Origin of the sequence: Nocardiopsis sp. CNS-639 (assembly GCF_000381685.1) — a bacterium.
GTDB classification, from domain to species: domain Bacteria; phylum Actinomycetota; class Actinomycetes; order Streptosporangiales; family Streptosporangiaceae; genus Nocardiopsis; species Nocardiopsis dassonvillei.
Genome location: NZ_KB906886.1, coordinates 1 through 17,105, shown reverse-complemented (window position 1 = coordinate 17,105; position 17,105 = coordinate 1). Strand labels below are relative to the sequence as shown.

The window sequence follows — 17,105 nt, the reverse complement described above, 5'->3', positions numbered from 1 at the left end:
CCGTGTCATGGGATGACGGTGAGAACCTCACGGGAAAACCGTGACAGGCACACATCGTTCGCGGGTGGTGCCGGTGTGCGACGGGTCCGGGGCGCCGCGCGGCGGCACGTAGCGGGGGGTGTGCATCTCCCCGGCGTCCCGGGCGCCGCGCGGGGCGTCCGGGGCCAGCGCGAGCGGGCGGCCCCGTGCGGAGGAGTCGATCCGCCAGCCGGTCAGGCGCACGTCCGCGCCGACCGGCAGCGCGGCCCGGTAGGCGGTTGCGGAAGGAGGTGGAGAAACCGCCGACGAACATGCACCAGCGGTCGCCGACGCGGTGCACGTTCGGGTCGCTCAGTCCGAGGAGGCCATGCGGGACGGTGCCCTCCAGCATGTCCCACTGGACGGTGGGGCCGGTGACGGCGGGGGAGCGGTGCATGGACCCGCCTTCCGTGCTCAGGGCGCGCGAGCGCGGACTCCCCCGCGGATCAGGTAGGTCGTTGCGGGAGATGTACCACCGCTCCCGGAGACGCAGGACCGGCCACGGGCGGTAGCCGGGACGCGGAGCCCGCTGTCCGGGTTCCGGATGCGCGGCGGATCAGCGCGCGGCGGGAGGCCGTGCCCGGTGGGAGCCCGCGTCCGGCGGGGTCAGCTGGTGACGTGCCGGTCGAGCCAGTCCATGAGGGGGCCGGTGGCTCGCCAGTCCGCGCGCACGGTGTCCAGGAGCTTCGCGGACAGCGGCACGTCCGACCGCCGCACGTTGTGCTCGGCCCCCAGGGAGCGGTGGCGCAGCAGGTGCACGCGCGGGTGGTCGCCGCTGTACCCGCGCGGGTGGGTCTTGAGGGTGTCGCCGACGATGTCGAAGCCCCGGGCCGTCAACTCGTCGACGATCCGCGCCAGCCGCGGGCCCTGGCGCTCGTCGTCCACGCCGTCGCGGTAGCGCTCCACCTGCGCGCCCGACATCGCGTGGTACCCCGCGCCCACCGAGAGCCCCTCCAGGCCGAGCTGGAGGTAGTAGCCGACCGGTCCCTGGGACTGGCTGACCAGGCCCACGTGGGTCTTGTACGGGCTCTTGTCGTGGGAGAAGCGCACGTCGCGGTTGGGGCGGCCCACCTTGATCGGGCCGAAGTCCTCCTCCAGCGCCTCGGCCAGGGCGCGCGCGGGCTCGCGCACCGCGCGCACGTACACCTCGTGGTGACCGTGGAAGTAGTCCTTGGAGTTGTCCCGGGCCAGGCCGTCGAAGAACGCGAAGGTCTCCTCGGTGAAGCCGGTGAAGTCCATCCCTCTCCTCGTGCTGTGGCGGACGCGCGCCCGCCGTCCTACCCCGCCGGCGCCTCCCCGAACCCGGCCACCGCCCGCGGGGCCCGCCGGGGGCGGTCTCCGCGGGCAGCTGGAGCGGGTGTGGCGCGCGGACGGGCCGGTCGGTCTCGGAGCGGGCCGTCCCGGCTGAGCGGAGGTGGCGCTGGGACCGTTCCAGAGCGGCCCGTCCTGGGCGGCCCGGATCGACCTCGGGGGCGTCCTCGCGCAGTCGGGCCTCGGCTTGGGACCGACAACCGCTCCCGCCGTCGCCGGAGCCGTACGCGGCTTGCTGCTCGGGGGCGCCGAGGTTCGCGCGTACCGCCCAGACCTCCTCGCGAGCGGCCTGCTCCGGGGCGAGGGGCAGAGGGTGGTAGCCGAACCGCTCCGCGACCCCCATCTCCATCAGGCCGCGGATCGCCGGGTGCCCGGCCCGCGCATCCCTCCTCGCGGTCAGGGCCCCGCCCGCGCACCCGTCCGAGGGGACGGACGAGTGGGTTCGTCCGGCTGCCCGGAGCCGTCGCCCGCACCCTCCCGGGGCTCCCGGAAGGCCGGGCGGTCGAAACCAGAGCATACTGAGATCCTGTTCACATCCAGTGTGCGGCGTCCTCGTCTGGCCCGCGTGAAGTAGCAGCTGGTACGGTGGCACTCGCTGTGACCCAGCGAGACGTGAGAGGAGGTGCTGTGATGTCCCGGTCAGTGGCCACGGCGCCCCCGTCGCGTCGTCACGCGCCCGTACTCCTCGAAGGCGCCCGCTTCCGCGCCCTGGACGTCTACGCCCGCGTCGGCCGTTCGCGTTTCGCTGAACGGCACAAGCTGCCCGTGCGCAACCCCCGCCCCCTGGGCACCAACGGCTACTCCACCTCGTGGGGTACCAACGCCCACGGCGAACTCAGCTCCTGCCCGCCCGGACGCAGCTGACCCTCCCGCCTCGCCCGAGGCGTCTTCTCCTTTCCGCATGACGGTCGCCCCGTGCCCGCGCGCCGTCGGTTACCGGCCTGCCCAAGGCACCGGTATCTGACGTCGGCGTCCGCGGTCCGTTCCGGCTTCCGTCCCGCGTGAGGCACCTTTCGCGTGCCCTCCTCCACTTTTTTCGCTGAACGCCGACCGTGCCGCACCCCTGTGCGCCACGGCCGTCCCCGGCGTGTGCCCGCATGCCCGGGGACCGGCGCGCAACCGTGAAAGGACAGCGGCGTGCTGCTGCTCCTCCTTGCCGTACTCACCGTCACCACCCTGCTCGTCCCGCTGCTGGGACGCCCACTGGGCCGCGCCGCGGGGTGGCCCATCGCCCTGGTTCTGGCCCTGGCGGCCCTGTGGGTCGGCGCCCGGGGGCCCTCCCTGTGGAACCACGACCGGGTCCTGGAGGCGTCCCTGCCCTGGATGCCCGCCCTCGACGTGGGCCTGCACCTGCGCATGGACGGCCTGGCCTGGCTGTTCTGCGTGCTCGTGCTCGGCGTGGGAGCCCTGGTCATGGCCTACTCCACCCGCTACTTCCCGCCCGGGCGCAGGACCGGCTTCTACGTCCTGATGAGCGCCTTCGCCCTGTCGATGACCGGCCTGGTCCTGGCCGACGACGTGGTCCTGCTCTTCGTCTTCTGGGAGCTGACCACGATCTGCTCCTTCCACCTGATCGGCCTGTCCGGACCGGGCGCCTCACGACCGGCCGTGCGCACGTTCCTGCTCACCGCCATGGGCGGCCTGGCGCTGCTGACCGCGGTGGTGCTGCTGTGGGTGCGCACCGGAACCACCCGCCTCAGCGCGATCCTGGGCGACCCGTCCTGGACCCAGGACACCGCCTTCACCAGCACCGTGGCGGTGCTGGTGGTCATCGCGGTGTTCACCAAGTCGGCCCAGTTCCCCTTCCACTACTGGCTGCCCGACGCCATGGCCGCGAGCACCCCGGTGAGCGCCTACCTGCACGCGGCGGCGATGGTCAAGGCCGGCGTCTACCTGGCGATGCGCTTCTCACCGGCCTTCAGCGACACGCCGCTGTGGGGTACCACCCTGGTCGTCGCCGGTCTGACCACCGCCGTGGTCGGCGCCGTGCTGGCCCTGCGACGGCACGACCTGAAGGAACTCACCGCCTACTCCACGGTCAGCCAACTCGGCTTCCTCGTCGCCGTCATCGGTGTGGGAACCCCGCAGGCGCTCGTCGCCGCCGTCGTGCACACCGCGGCCCACGCCCTGTTCAAGTCGGCGCTGTTCATGTCGGTGGGCGTGATCGACCACCAGACGGGAACCCGGGACCTGCGTGAACTCGGCGGTCTGCGCCGGGCGATGCCCGTCACCGCGGCGGTGAGCGCGCTCGCCGCCCTGTCCATGGCCGGGGTTCCCCCTCTCCTGGGATTCGTCAGCAAGGAGAACCTCTTCGAGGCGCTTCTCCAGACACCGGGGCCCGCCTGGGCTGGTCCGGTCGCCGGGGCCGTCGCGGTCGCCGCGGCGTCGTTGACCTTCGCCTACGCCTTCCGCTTCGTGTACCTGGCCTTCGGCGGGAGCGGCAGACGCCGTCCCGACCGGGAACCGCCCCGCGAGGCGGGCGCGCTCCTCCTGGCCGCCCCCGTGGTCACCTCGGCGGCGGGCCTGGTCCTGGGGCTGGGAGCCACGGCGCTGAACCCGGCCGTCTCCTGGGCGGCCGGCGACGCGGTCCTGGCTCCCGCGGACTCCCACCTGGCGCTGTGGCACGGACTCAACCCGGCCCTGGGGATGTCGGCCGCCGCCCTGCTCCTGGGCGCCCTCCTGACCTGGGCCTCCCGCTCCGGGGAGAAACTCGCCGGGCGCCGGTTCCTCCCCGTCCGGGGCACAGGCGTCTTCGAACGCGTGCACGCGGCGGTCATCGCCCTGGGAACGCGCGTGGGCGACCTGACCCGCACCGACGCGCCCACCCGCCACCTGGCCGTGCCGTTCGTCATGCTCATCGTGCTCGCCGCCGTGGTCTGCGCTCTCGGACTGGACTACGGGCTGCCGCCCGCTCCCACCTCACGCGCGCTGGACTGGCTCCTGGTGGCGTTGGTGGCGGTCGCGGTGCTCACCTCGGTGGTGACCCGCTCGCGGATGGCCGCCCTGGCCCTGGTCGGGGTCGCCGGGTTCGCCACCGCGCTGTGGTTCGTCTTCCTCGGCGCCGTCGACGTGGCGCTGACCCAGTTGCTGGTGGAGACCCTGACGGTGGTCGTGGCGGTCCTGGTGCTGCGCCGGCTCCCCCGCGAGTTCCACCGGGTCCGCCGCTCACGCACCGCCCTCACCGCGGCGGTCGCCCTGGCCGCGGGAACCGTGGCGGGACTGGGTGCCTACCTGCTCACCGGCCGCAGGGAGCCCTCCGGGGTCAGCGACTACCTGCTCTCCCACGCGCCCGAGGACACCGGCGGCACCAACGTGGTCAACACGATCCTGGTCGACTACCGGGCCCTGGACACACTGGGCGAACTCACCGTCCTGGGGGTGGCCGGCCTGATCATCATCGCCGTCCTGCGCTCGTCCGGTCTCACCGCGAACGGCGAGGTCTCCTCGCGCGTGGCCGGGACCAATCCGGTCTGGGACGCCGACGACAACACCGTGATCATGCGCACCGTGGCGCGCTGGCTCATCCCGCTGCTGGTGCTGTGGTCGCTCTACCTCCTGCTGCGGGGCCACAACGCCCCGGGCGGTGGCTTCATCGCCGGACTGGTCGGCGGTTCGGCCTTCGCCCTGGCCTACCTGACCGCGCCCAGCGCCTCGGCGGCCCGCATCCGCCTGGCCTACCCGGCCTTCATCGCCGCGGGCGTCCTCACCGCCGCGGCCACCGGGCTGCTCGGCTACGCCGACGGGTCCTTCCTGCGGCCCCTGCACGCCGAGATCCCCCTGCCCTGGGGCGGTTACTACCACTTCACCAGCGCGCTCGTCTTCGACGTGGGCGTCTACCTGGCCGTGGTCGGCGTGCTGCTGACCGCGCTCAACCAGCTGGGGCTGCCCCGGAGCGGGCGTAAGAGCCCCCCGGAACCCGACGCGCACCGCACACCCGACCCCGTCCAGCACGGTCCGGCCACCGGAGGCACCCGATGACCCTGGCCATCACGATCGGCGTCCTGACCGCCGGAGCCGTCTACCTGATCCTGCAACGCGGCATGGTCCGCGTCGTCCTGGGCTTCGTCCTGCTCAGCCACGGGGTCAACCTCCTGCTGATGTCGGCGGGCGGAACCTTCCGCCGGGGCGAACCCCTGCTGGGGCGGGACACCGGCGCCGCCATGGCCGACCCCCTGCCCCAGGCGTTCGTGCTCACGGCGATCGTCATCGCCTTCTCCATCACCATCTACATGCTCGCCCTCGCCGCGACCGGTGAGAGCGACGACACCGAGGACGCCTCATGATCCCCGTTCTCCTGCCCGTGCTGGTCGCGGTTCCCCTCCTGGCCGCCGCGCTGCTGGTGCTGCCCCTCGCACGCGGGGCGGCCCGCGCCCTGTTCCTGGGGACCAGCGCCTTCGCGCTCGCCGCCGGTGCCGTACTGGTCTGGTGCACGCGGGAGGGACAGGTACACGCCCACCAGGTGGGTCTGTGGCCCGCCGGGGTGTCCATCCCCTTCGTCGCCGACACCTTCAGCGCGCTGATGGTCACCACCACCGCCCTGTTGGTGCTGGTGTGCTCGGCCTTCGCCGTGGCCACCGGCGAGGCCGGTCGGCGCTTCTTCCCGTCCCTGGTGCTGGTGCTGTCCGCCGGGGTGTACGGGGCGCTGCTCACGGGCGACCTGTTCAACCTCTTCGTGTTCGTCGAGGTGATGCTGCTGCCCTCCTACGGGCTGATGGCCATCGCCGGGACCCTGCGCGGCCTGCGGGGCGGACGGACCTACGTCGCGGTCAACCTGCTCACCTCGACCGTGTTCCTGGCCGGTGTCGCCCTGGTCTACGGCACCGCCGGAACCGTGCAGCTCGGCGAACTCGCGGGCGCCGCCCAGGAGTCGCCCGTGGTCGCGGCCGCCATGGGCGTGGTGCTGCTGGCGATGTCGGTCAAGGCCGCCGTCGTGCCGGTGCACGGCTGGCTGGCGCGCACCTACACCGCGCCCTCCCCGGCGGTGACCGCCCTGTTCTCCGGTCTGCACACCAAGGTCGCCATCTACGCGATCTACCGCCTCTACGCGGTGGTCTTCGGCGGCGAGTCCTCGCTGCTGTGGGTGGGCCTGGTGCTGTTCGGCGCGACCATGCTGATCGGGGTCCTGGGCGCGGTGGGGGAGGACACCACCCGCTCGATCCTGGTCTTCCACATGGTCAGCCAGATCGGCTACATCCTCCTCGGCGTCGCCCTGTTCACCGAACTGGGACTGATGGCGGGCATCTTCTACCTCATCCACCACATGGTGGTGAAGGCGTCCCTGTTCCTGTCCACCGGCGCGATCGAGCACGTCCACGGCACCGGCAGGCTCGACCGGCTGGGAGGCGTGGCCCGCCGGGAACCGCTGCTGGCCCTGGCCTTCCTGGGCGCGGCCCTGTCCCTGGCCGGACTGCCGCCCTTCTCCGGGTTCGTCGCCAAGCTCACCCTGGTCGCCGCCGCCTTCGCGGACGGCCAGTGGGCGGTCGCCGCCGTCGCCGTCGCCGTCAGCCTCATCACCCTGATGTCGATGCTCAAGATCTGGGGCTCGGTGTTCTGGGGCCCCGACCCGGGCTCCGGTCCCGAACCCGGGGGCGGACGGTCGGCGGAGGGAGCCGGGACGGTCACCGCGCCCCCGGCCGCCACGAGGATCCGCGCGGGCCTGGTGCTGCCCGCGGCGGCGTTGACCGGCGTCACCCTGTGCGTCGGCCTGGGCGCCCAGGTCCTGCTCGACCTGAGCGCCCAGGCCGCGGCCCATCTGCTGGACACCTCCACCTACGTCGAGGCGGTGACGAACCGATGACCCCCTTCCTGCGCAGGACCCTGCGGATCGCGTGGTTCCCGTTCTTCTACGGCTCCCGGGTGGTGACCTCCACGCTCCAGGTCGCCTGGGACATCCTCACCCCGGGCAGCGCGTCCGTGCCCGCCCTGATCGAGGTCCCGTTGCGCTGCCGCACCGACCTGGAGATCACGGCCGTCGCCAACATGGTCTCCCTGACCCCCGGAACGGTGACCGTGGCCACCCGCACCGACCCGCCCACCCTGTGGGTGCACGGCATGTACACCGCTGACGAGCGGGCCTTCCTCGACGACATCCACCAGATGGAGGACTACCTGTTGGGCCTGACGCGCGTCGGACGGACGAAGGCCGCGACCCGCGGGGAGGAGACCCGATGAACCCCGTCGACATCGCGCTGCTGCTGCTCGGCGCGTCCATGGTCCTGGCCGCGTACCGGATCCTCTCGGGCCCCGACCGGGCGGACAGGGCCGCCGGGGCCGACGTGGTCCTCTTCGGCTTCGTCGGCCTCGTGGTCGTCCTCGGCCTTCGCGTCGACTCCGCCCTGGTGGTCGACATCGTGCTCGTGTGCGCCCTCGTGGGGTTCCTCTCCGCCCTGTCCCTGGCCCGACTGATCTCCGGAGGCAAACGATGACCCCGTTCGAGACGCTCGCCGTGGCCTGCGTGATCGCGGGCGCGTCCGTGTTCACCGTGGGAGCCCTCGGCCTGGTGCGCCTGCGCGACTTCTACGCCCGCCTGCACGGGGTGGCGGTCTCGGCCGGGCTGGGGACGGCCCTGCTCCTGCTCGGTCTGCTGCTGTGGTTCCCCTCGGTGGAGAACGCGCTCAAGATCGGCCTGGCGCTGCTCGTGCAACTGGCCACCGCCGCGGTCGGCGGCAACGCCCTGGCCCGGGCGGGTTACCTGGCGGGAACACCGCTTTCCCCCGCCACCCGGCACGACGCCCTCGCCGACGCGGACACGGACCGCTCGGAGGAGGGCTGACCCTGCTTCGTGCCGGCGGCCCGTCACCACGGCCGCCGGCACGAGGAGGCGGTGACTATGGATGACATGTTCGTCGGTGGAACGCGGACCGCGTTCCAGCTCCTGGCCCTGCTGGCCACCGTGCTCAGCGCCCTCCTGCTCACCCGGGCGCTGCGCACGCGCGCACGGTCCACGAGGATGCGCCGATCCCGGACGCCTCCGCTACGGGACCTGCCCCGCTCCGGTACCCCGGTCCTGGTCGACGGGAACGCCGTACCGGGGTCCTCGGGACCGCTGGTGGCCCCCTACTCCGGGACCAGGTGCGTGTGGTACCGGACCGAGGTGTGGGACCACCGCCCCGGTGAGGGCTCGCGCCACGAGCGCCTTCGCGTGAGCCTGGTCCACGCGGAGCAGAGCGAGGCGCCCTTCCTGATCGAGGACAGGACGGGGAGCGCGTGGTGCCACCCCCGTGGAGCCGTCACGGACAAGGTCGCCCTCACCCACGACTCCTTCGTGGTCGACCCCCTGGCGGAGGGCGCTCCGGGCAGGGCGGAGGCGAGGCGGGAGCTGCGGCCCGAGCACGCGCATTCGAGCACCGGCCGCTCCTACCGGGAGTGGGCCATCGCGCCCGGGACCCGTCTGCTGGTCAACGGGACCGCGTACGAGTGGAACGAGGAGACCCTCGTCGCGAGCTCCTCCGACGGGTACCTGCTGCTCTCGACGCGCACCGCCCCACAGGTGTACGACGCCCATCTGACGAGGCAGGTCCTGGCCGGAGCCGCCTTCCTCGGATCGCTCGCGGTCACCCTGTGGCTCCTGTGACCCGACGATCGCGGACGCGATCATGCCGAAACTCCGCCGCGGCCGACGCCGCCGGACCGTGGACGGGAGGAAGCGTCCCGGTCAGCGGTCGTAGGCGGTCGACGACCGCTTGGCCGGGGCACCGATCAGCCAGCGGGCGGTCGGACGGCGGCGCTCCTTCGGTCCAACCCCCGGCGGGTCCCCCGTCGGACCGCCGGGCGAAGGGATCCGCCGCCTCGCCCGGCGGCGCACCCTCAGCGGCCCCGCCACCGGGGAGGGCGTTTCTCGGTGAACGCCCGGGGGCCCTCCCGCGCGTCCTCGCTGCGTGCGCGCCGCTCCTCCCAGAAGAAGCGGCTGCCGAACGCCTGCTCCACGGACAGGTGGGACGAGCGGGCGACGGCCTCCTTGATGGCCCGCACCGACAGGGGCGCGCTGCGCAGGAGGTCGTCCACCCAGCCCTGGACACACGCGTCCAGCTCCTCGTGCGGGACGACGTCGTTCACCAGGCCCAGGTCCGCCGCGCGGCGCGCGGACATCCGCCGTCCCGTCAACAGGTGGCCCATCGCGATCCGCGCCGGGATCTGCCTGGTGAGCCGGAAGACGCCGCCCGCCCCGGGGACCAGCCCCAGCCGTGCCTCCGGCAGGGCGAACGTCGAGCGCTCGGAGGCGACGATGACGTCACACGCCAGGGCCAGCTCGAACCCGCCCCCCATGGCGTACCCGTCCACGCGTGCGATGACGGGCTTGGCGAACGCGTGGCGTTCGGTCAGCCGGGGCCAGCCCGGAGCCCCCCGGCTGCCGAAGGTGGTCCCCTCGGCGCCACCGGAGTCCAGCGCCGCCCGTTCCCTCAGGTCCTGGCCCACGGAGAACGCCCGGTCTCCGGCCCCGGTCAGGACCACCGCCCAGACGTCGTCGTCGGCCTCCACGTCGTCCCAGACCTCGGCGAGTTCCTCGTGGGTCCGCAGGTCCATGGCGTTCAGGACGTGGGGGCGGTCGATGGTCACGCGGGCGACCCTGTCCTCCTTCACGTACCGGACCCGTGGCGGGGCGGTCTCCTGCTCTGCGGACATGGTCCTCCGTGGGTTGGCGGGCGGTCCGACCCGGCGCGGCGGGCCCTCCGGTCCGGTCTCAGGCGCGCGCCGCGGTGAAGCGGCCGGTCTTGGTGATGACGTCCTCGCTGTACAGGCGCAGCGACTGCTGGAGCGCGAACTCCGACATGTAGGAGCGGAAGGGCTCCGACGGGTTCTCCGCCAGCTGGAGCATGCGCCTGTTCGTGACGACGGCCGGGCTGTCCATGCGTTCGGCCGCCTCCTCCACGGCGGCGTCCAGCAGGGCCGGGTCGACCACGTGGTCGAAGAGCGCGGCCGCCTGCGGCTCGGTGGCCCAGATCCGCCGGCCCCAGAGGATGACCTCCCGGGAGAGCCGGGTGCCGCCGACGCGTCCGAGCCGGAGGTTGGCCACACCGGGGACGATGCCCTCCTGCGCCGCCGGGAGGCTGAAGTAGGCGTCCTCACCGGCGATCACCCTGTCGAAGACCAGCAGTAACTGGGCCCCGCCGCCGATGGCGAAGGCGTCGACCGCGGCCACCCACGGCTTGTGGACCGTCGGAGCCCGCCACGAGTCCGGGCCCTCGACGGCCAGGCCCCGGACGATCTTGTTGATGTAGCCGAGCTCCCGCCGGAGCAGGAAGTCCACGAGGGAGATCCGTCCGGCGTGCAGTTCCTTGAGGTTGATCCCCGCGCTGAACACACGCCTGCCCCGGTGGCGGGGGTGCTCCATCGGGCCGCCCCGCAGTACGCCGACTCCCACGTCGGGGTCGAGCAGCACCAGGTCCACCGCGGTCTCCATGGAGTCCACCTGGTCGTTGTCCTCGGCGTTGAGCCGGTCCGCGCCGCATATGGTCACGTGCGCGGTGGAGCCGATCCTTTCCAGTCGGACGGAGCCGAGGTCCGCGACGCCGGTCCTGCGGTACTCGGGGTACAGGGCCCGGGCTCGGCCGGTGGGGCGGAGCATCGAGTCGACGAGGTGCCGCCCCGCAGCCTCGGAGCCCAGGACGGCCCGGAAGAAGATCCCCTGGTCGATCTCCAGTCCCTCCTTGTGGGCTTGGAGCCGGGCGGACTCGGTAGCCATCTGATCGGGGGTCGGGACCAGGCCGGGGAACCGGGTCGCGGCGTCCGTGACCAGTTCGCGCAGGCGCGGGCGCCGCCGGTGGCCGTCGGTGAGGTCACCGTAGACGCTGTCCACGTGCGCGTCGAGGAACCGGGAGCGGACGGCACGGAGGGTGTCCTTGGCCCGGGAGACGACCTGGTGCTCCTCGGGCGTGCGCCGCGCGGGCTCGGCGGCCGCGGCGAGCACCTCGTCCAGGCGCAGGGCGGCGTCACCGAGGACCCCGGCCGCCGTCGGCAGGTCGTGGGGGAGCGCTGTGGCGTCGACCTTGGCCAGAGCGTCCGCCGCCGTGAGCAGGGCGTTCATCGTTGAGGACTCCGAAGTGGGGAAAAGGGGGACCAGAGGGCGCTCAGAAGCACCAGTTGATCTGGGCGGGAACGTCCGGAAGCGGGGACGCCGTCTCCTTCGGGCCGGTTCCGGCCTCGGAGCACAGGCGGTACAGGCCGAGCTGGTGGGCCCTGAGGCCGGCCTTGAAGCGGGACGAGGCCCCGAGCGCGGACATGACGCCCGCCACGTGGCGGCGGTAGGTGCGGACGGACACGCCCATGCAGCGGGCCGCGGACTCGTCCTTCATCCCGGAGCACAGGTAGTACATCGCCCGTGCCTGGTTGTCGTTGTCGAGGATGCCGAGGGCGTCCCGCAGGTTGGAGAAGCCCACCGCGCGGTCCCAGAGGGCGCGCTGGTAGCGGATCATCCAGTCGATCATCCCCGGGGAGCGCACGACGCGCAGCTTGGTCGCGTCGTCGGCCCGGTTGGACTCGACGAAGCCGACACGCGAGCCGATCACCAGCATGGTGGGGAACCCGTCGGGGGCCACGCGGACGCGCACGCCCCGGTCGGAGAGGAGCGCGATCGCCCGCCGGTTCCCTCCTTCCAGCAGGTCCGAGTGGGTGGCCGTCATTCTGAGGTCGATCCTGCGGGAGGGGCCTGCGGACTCGGTGATCCTGGTGACGGCGGAGGCACCCAGGATCGAGGCCGAAACGGTCGTCATCCGCACCTCGGGGAGGGGGTCCCCGAGCAGTTCCACCTCTTCCCAGAACCGGGCCGTGAGGTCGCGGGCGTCGACATCCTCGTCCCCGCCGTCCAGGGGAGGAGCCAGATTCATCTTCCAGTGGGCACCAGGGTTTTCGAGATGGTCGTTCGGGGGATTGGGGGATTCGGCGCCCTCATCGAGAGAAACGTCGATGCCGGGTTCCCGAATAGCTGGTTCATTCATTTTTGAAAGATGTCTCGCTGGGGGTTCGCGATATAGTGAAGTGACCATATTGAGTGTTCCAGTATGGGCTGTTTCCATCAATGTCTTGGCCAGTTGTGGACATGGTGACAACGCCGACCGCTTTGCAGGCGGCCGCCGGGGCGCGGGGGCGACGGGTCGCGTGCGCCGGTCTTCGGAAAACCGCTGCAAGGCCGGGGCCGAAGCGGCGCGGCATGGTCACCCCTGACCTCCCCCTGCTCCGCCGCCCTGCCCGAGCGGCCGATCGCGCGCGTGGAAAGCCGTAGGACGGCCCGGCCGACTCCGCCACGCCGCTCCCGACCGCCGGACCCTGGGCCGATCCCCGCTCCCGCTCACCGCGCACGTCCGGTGGCGGGAAAACGGGCGAGCAGCCCGGAGGACACTCCCCGGCCCGCCGCCGGGATCCCCGCCAGCCCGTGCGGAGCGTAGGCCCCCGCCGTCCGGATCGCCGAAAATTTCTGGACAGCCGCCACCACCCGAATAGTCGCCAGCACCGAATGGATGGAGTTTTGGGCGGATTTTCGTTCAACAATGCAGGCGGTTTCGGTACCGCGTTCCGGAATTCGGCCGGGCGCCTTCCCCCGCTTGAGGGGCGCCCAGCCGGATGCGCGTCACACGCGTGCCGGTTCCTCCGACGGGGTCTGGTCCCGCAGACGCCTCAGCTCACGGTCACAGGCCGACAGGTGGCGGCCCAGGGCGTCCTCGAAGGCCGTCGAGGACGCCTCCATCGCCAGGCGGCGACGGATCGCGAACTCCGGCCCGGAGCGGGCGGCGACCGACGCCAACAGGGACTCCACCCTCGCGTCCGCCGGGTCGAGCACCTCGTCCACCAGACCCAGCCCACGGGCCTCCTCCGCCGGGAACGGAAGACCCAGCAGCGCGCAACGGCGGGCCGCTCCGTGCCCGGCCTGCTGGCGCAGGCGGTACAGGACCATGCCGGGCCACGCGGTCTCCTCCGTCGCGGGGAAGCGCAGGCTCGATCCGGGCGCCATGATCCTGAGGTCGCTGGAGAGGAGGAGTTCGGCCGCGACCCCGCCGCAGTCCGCCTCGACGATCGCCACGGTGGCGGTATCCACCCGCTCCAGACGGCGCAGCGCCCGCTCCCACTTGTTCACCGTGTGGACGGTGACCTCGTCGGACACGGGAAGGCCCGTGGGGACCCCCCGGAGGCGAAGCGTTCCGACGGTCCCGGGGCCCGCGTCCTCACACGCGTCCGCGAACGCGTTCACCTCGGCCACGAGCGCGGCGGACAACGGAAGCGAGCCGTCGATCCGCAGGTTCGGCGCGTTACCGTCGTTGGACGTACTGGTCACTGTGTCTCCTCTGTTCGAAGGGGTTGTCACCACTGGCACAGCGCTGCCTCGATCGTCGATCCGGGACCCATGGTCATGAGGACGCCGTGGTCGCCGGGGGAGGCGACGCCCTCCTCCAGGAGCTGCTGGTACGAGAACAGGAAGGAACCGCTGGACAGGTTGCCGTAGTCGCGGAGCACGCTCGTCGTGTGCCGGACGTCGTGCCTGGTCAGGCCGAGGTTGACCATGACCGAATCGATGACCTTCTTGCCGCCGGAGTGCACCGTCCAGTGCCGGATGTCGCTGCGGCGCAACCCGGTGCCGTTCAGCAGGCGGTCGATGATGATGTTGGCGTGGGCCCCCACGACGTAGGGCACCTCGGGGTCCAGGAAGAAGCTGAACCGGCCCTGCTCGGAGTCCCAGTCGTAGCGCATGGCGGGAAGGGCGTCCACGATGATCTGGCTGGAGAACTTCAGCAGGCGCGGACCGGCGGGCTCCGGGCGGTCCGCGGTGTCGCCGGAGACCACGGCGATCGCGGCCGAACCGTCTCCGAACAGGCTGTTCACCACGGACGTGCGCATCGTCCCGTCGAACACGTAGGCGGCGGAGCAGGCCTCGATGCACACCATGACGGCGAGCTTCCCGGGGTGGGCCCGCGCCCACCCGGCGACGGCGTTGAGCGCGTTCAGTCCCGCGTTGCAGCCCATTCCGACGACGTCCAGACGGCTGGCGCTGGAGGGGATGCCCAGCTCACGGATGAGCAGGGCACTGAACCCCGGCGTGAGGAAGCCGGTCGTGGTGACACAGCACAGGTAGCCGATGTCGGACAGGTCGGCCCCCGCCCTCTTCAGGCACTCCTGGAGGGCGCGGGCGCCCATGTCGATACCCTGCCACCTGTGCTTGTCCAGCAGCTCTCCCTGGACCTCCATGACCCGTCCGCCGTCCGGCCCCTCCGGGGGGAGGGTGAGGTGGCGCCGGTCGATGGCGCTGTTGCGGAAGACCGAGCGGATCTTCGGATCCCGGATGTCGAAGATCTCCAGGAGTTCGTCCTGGGAGTAGGAAGTGGGCGGGACCGCCGTTCCGACACCGACGATCGCCGCGGGGGCTCCGCCACGGTCGGCGGCTGCGGGAGCCCGGCTCTCCGGAGCGGTTGCGAGATGTGCGTTCACACGGGAATCCATTTCTTGTGGATACGGACCTGGGCGTGATGGGTGGGTGGACGTCAGCGGTTCGGGGTGCCGTCCAGCCGGTCCACCTCGGGAAGGAGAGAGGCGACGAGGGGGCCCACCGACCCGGCGGATCGGGGTGAGAGCAGGGCGAAGTGGTCGACCGCGGTGGCACGGACACGCACGTCCGAACCGAGGAGGCCCGCCCAGCCGTGCGTGGCGGGGGGTTCGTCCCCCTCCTGGCGCGCCTCCACGAAGGCGGTCGGCACGTCCGTCCCCGCCGAACGGTGCGCGGCCATCGCCGCCACGTTGTGGCGCGCGATCTGGAAGAGGCGCTCCAGGGCGGGGTCGTCCAGGGACGAGAGAGCGCTCCCCCTCGCCTCCAGGGCCGCGCGTACGTCCGGGGTCCGCGGCCGGTCGTCCGCGGGACCGACCGGCACCGCGAGGCCGTCGAACGCGGCCGAGCACACGTCCTCCGGGGACGGGTCGGGGTCGGTCCGGTCGGCGCCGCCGACGTGGGCGTCCAGGAGGATCAGCTGGTCGGGGGCCTCCCCGGCCTCGGTCAGCTCGCGCGCCGCCTGCTGGGCCACGGTGCCGCCGAAGGACCAGCCCAGCAGCACGCGGTGACGGGAGGAGGAGAGTTTGCGGATCCGTTCCGCGTGGTGCGAGGCGAGTTCCGCCACCGTGAGGGGAAGGACCTCGCCCGTCTCCAGGCGCGGGTCGTGGAGGATGTGGACGGGGCGATCCGACGGCAGGTGCCCCAGCAGACCGGAGTAGCACCAGCCCAGGCCGTTGACGGGTGGGAAGAGGAAGAGCGGGGGCAGGTCGCCGTCGCCGTGGTAGGTCATCACCCCACCGATGCCGGGGGAGCGGCCGTCGCGCCGGAAGAAGCCGTCCGACAGCAGCCGTTCGGCCAGGCCGGCCACGGTGGGGGTTTCGAAGAGTGTTCGTACTCCCGCGTGCACGCCCAGGACCGAGCGGACCCGGCCCATGAGTCGGGTCGCGGACAGCGAGTGCCCGCCCAGGGCGAAGAAGTCATCATCGATCCCGACCCGCTCCACACCCAGTACCTGGGCGAAGAGCCCGCACAGGACCTCCTCGCGCGGGTTGCGCGGAGCGCGGCCCTGGCCCGAGGCCACCTCGGGTGCGGGGAGCGCGGATCGGTCGACCTTGCCGTTGACGGTCAACGGCAACGACTCCAGCCCGACCACGGCCCAGGGCACCATGTACTCCGGCACCACCCGACCCAAGTCACGACGCACCCGCTCAGGGTCCACCTCACACCCCGGCTCGGGGACCACATAAGCCACCAGACGCTTGTCACCATCCGCGCTGTGGTGCACCGAGGCCACCGCGTCAGCCACCCCGTTCAGGGCGGTGGTGGCGGCTTCGATCTCACCGAGTTCGATACGAAAACCCCGTACCTTGACCTGGTCGTCGGAGCGGCCCACGAACACCAGCTCGCCCCGCTGGGTCCAGCGGACCAGGTCTCCGGTGCGATACATCCGCTCGCCGGGTGTGAAGGGGCAGGCCACGAACCGTGAGGCGGTCAGGGAGGGCTGGTTGACATATCCCCGGGCCAGACCCGCGCCAGAGATGTAGAGCTCGCCCACCACCCCGGCCGGGACCAGGGACAACCCCTCGTCCAGCACGAACACCCCGGTACTGGTGACCGGTCCACCGATGGTCACGGGACCGTCCTGCGCAAGCGGCCGCAGGGGGTCCGACACCGTCGCACACACGGTGCTCTCCGTCGGCCCGTAGGCGTTGTGCATGCTGCGACCCGGCGCCCACAGATCGACCAGGCGCTGAGGGCACGCCTCCCCGCCGACGACCAGTCGGCGCAGTGAGGGGAGGTCGGGCTCGGGCATCGTCGCGAGCACCGCGACGGGCACGGTCAAGGAGGTCACACGCTGCTCCGCGACGAACTCCGAGAGTTCGAACCCGGTCAGGCCCTCGTCGGGGATGACCAGAGTGGCGCCCTGGCAGAGCGGCGCGTAGATCTCCTGGACGGAGACGTCGAAGGCGGGCGAGATGCACAGGGCGACCCGGTCGCCCTCTCGCAGGGGGTTGCAGGAGACGAGCCGGTCGATTCCGGTGTGGGTGACGGCCACCCCCTTGGGCACACCGGTCGATCCCGAGGTGTGGATGACATAGGCGGTGTTGGCCAACCTCAACGCAGACACACGGTCGCGGTCGCTCAAGGGCCCGCACGCATACCCCTCCAGGTCCAACCCCTGGAGGAGGACGGACTCGATACCCTCGGGCGGCACATGGGCGGTCCCATCGACCAGCGCCAGGCGGGCCCCGGTCCCGGACACGATGTGCCGCTGACGCGCAGACGGATAGTCCGGATCCACGGGCAC

General features: G+C 72.1%; 15 protein-coding genes. 8 read left to right on the top strand and 7 right to left on the bottom strand.

Annotation, left to right across the window (positions count from 1 at the left end):
- Positions 1–624: 624 nt before the first annotated feature.
- Positions 625–1,257, bottom strand: coding sequence for a DUF2461 domain-containing protein (locus G011_RS0127675; RefSeq protein ID WP_019611313.1), 633 nt, complete (start codon positions 1,255–1,257; stop codon positions 625–627).
- A gap of 702 nt (positions 1,258–1,959) precedes the next feature.
- Between G011_RS0127675 and G011_RS30390 the strand changes: the two genes are divergently transcribed.
- The 8 genes from G011_RS30390 (at position 1,960) to G011_RS0127635 (ending at position 8,902) form a co-directional block, all read left to right on the top strand.
- Positions 1,960–2,193: a hypothetical protein gene (locus G011_RS30390; protein WP_071621945.1), complete on the top strand. Its 234-nt coding sequence runs from the start codon at positions 1,960–1,962 to the stop codon at positions 2,191–2,193.
- A gap of 273 nt (positions 2,194–2,466) precedes the next feature.
- Positions 2,467–5,307, top strand: coding sequence for a DUF4040 family protein (locus G011_RS0127665; protein WP_019611311.1), 2,841 nt, complete (start codon positions 2,467–2,469; stop codon positions 5,305–5,307).
- Positions 5,304–5,612, top strand: a complete 309-nt coding sequence (locus tag G011_RS0127660) for a sodium:proton antiporter (RefSeq protein ID WP_019611310.1) — start codon at positions 5,304–5,306, stop codon at positions 5,610–5,612. Before G011_RS0127665 ends, G011_RS0127660 begins: the two co-directional genes overlap by 4 nt.
- Positions 5,609–7,126 (top strand): monovalent cation/H+ antiporter subunit D family protein, encoded by a 1,518-nt coding sequence (locus G011_RS0127655; RefSeq protein WP_019611309.1) that lies wholly within the window; start codon positions 5,609–5,611, stop codon positions 7,124–7,126. The genes G011_RS0127660 and G011_RS0127655 overlap by 4 nt, the downstream gene beginning before the upstream one ends.
- Positions 7,123–7,500, top strand: a complete 378-nt coding sequence (locus tag G011_RS0127650; RefSeq protein ID WP_019611308.1) for a Na+/H+ antiporter subunit E — start codon at positions 7,123–7,125, stop codon at positions 7,498–7,500. The genes G011_RS0127655 and G011_RS0127650 overlap by 4 nt, the downstream gene beginning before the upstream one ends.
- Complete coding sequence (locus G011_RS0127645) at positions 7,497–7,754, top strand: monovalent cation/H+ antiporter complex subunit F (protein WP_013152768.1); 258 nt, start codon at positions 7,497–7,499, stop codon at positions 7,752–7,754. Before G011_RS0127650 ends, G011_RS0127645 begins: the two co-directional genes overlap by 4 nt.
- A complete protein-coding gene (gene mnhG / locus G011_RS0127640; protein WP_019611307.1) occupies positions 7,751–8,101 on the top strand; it encodes a monovalent cation/H(+) antiporter subunit G in 351 nt (116 codons plus the stop codon). The genes G011_RS0127645 and mnhG overlap by 4 nt, the downstream gene beginning before the upstream one ends.
- Positions 8,102–8,158: 57 nt before the next feature.
- Positions 8,159–8,902 carry a GIDE domain-containing protein gene (locus tag G011_RS0127635; protein WP_019611306.1) on the top strand — a complete coding sequence of 248 codons (744 nt, stop codon included), beginning with the start codon at positions 8,159–8,161 and terminating at the stop codon, positions 8,900–8,902.
- A 233-nt stretch (positions 8,903–9,135) separates the two neighbouring features.
- On the opposite strand, the gene dpgD is transcribed toward G011_RS0127635, so the two are convergent.
- The 6 genes from dpgD to G011_RS30385 form a co-directional block, all read right to left on the bottom strand.
- Positions 9,136–9,951 carry an enoyl-CoA-hydratase DpgD gene (gene dpgD / locus G011_RS0127630; protein ID WP_019611305.1) on the bottom strand — a complete coding sequence of 272 codons (816 nt, stop codon included), beginning with the start codon at positions 9,949–9,951 and terminating at the stop codon, positions 9,136–9,138.
- A gap of 58 nt (positions 9,952–10,009) precedes the next feature.
- Positions 10,010–11,353: a (3,5-dihydroxyphenyl)acetyl-CoA 1,2-dioxygenase DpgC gene (gene dpgC, locus G011_RS0127625; RefSeq protein WP_019611304.1), complete on the bottom strand. Its 1,344-nt coding sequence runs from the start codon at positions 11,351–11,353 to the stop codon at positions 10,010–10,012.
- 43 nt (positions 11,354–11,396) lie between these two features.
- Positions 11,397–12,152: a response regulator transcription factor gene (locus G011_RS0127620; RefSeq protein WP_013152773.1), complete on the bottom strand. Its 756-nt coding sequence runs from the start codon at positions 12,150–12,152 to the stop codon at positions 11,397–11,399.
- Between the two features lie 740 nt (positions 12,153–12,892).
- Positions 12,893–13,594 carry an enoyl-CoA-hydratase DpgB gene (gene dpgB, locus G011_RS0127610; protein ID WP_019611302.1) on the bottom strand — a complete coding sequence of 234 codons (702 nt, stop codon included), beginning with the start codon at positions 13,592–13,594 and terminating at the stop codon, positions 12,893–12,895.
- A gap of 26 nt (positions 13,595–13,620) precedes the next feature.
- Positions 13,621–14,742 carry a 3,5-dihydroxyphenylacetyl-CoA synthase DpgA gene (gene dpgA / locus G011_RS0127605; protein ID WP_019611301.1) on the bottom strand — a complete coding sequence of 374 codons (1,122 nt, stop codon included), beginning with the start codon at positions 14,740–14,742 and terminating at the stop codon, positions 13,621–13,623.
- Positions 14,743–14,795: 53 nt separating this feature from the next.
- The coding region (locus G011_RS30385; RefSeq protein ID WP_155979860.1) for an amino acid adenylation domain-containing protein at positions 14,796–17,105 on the bottom strand (2,310 nt) is incomplete at its 5' end.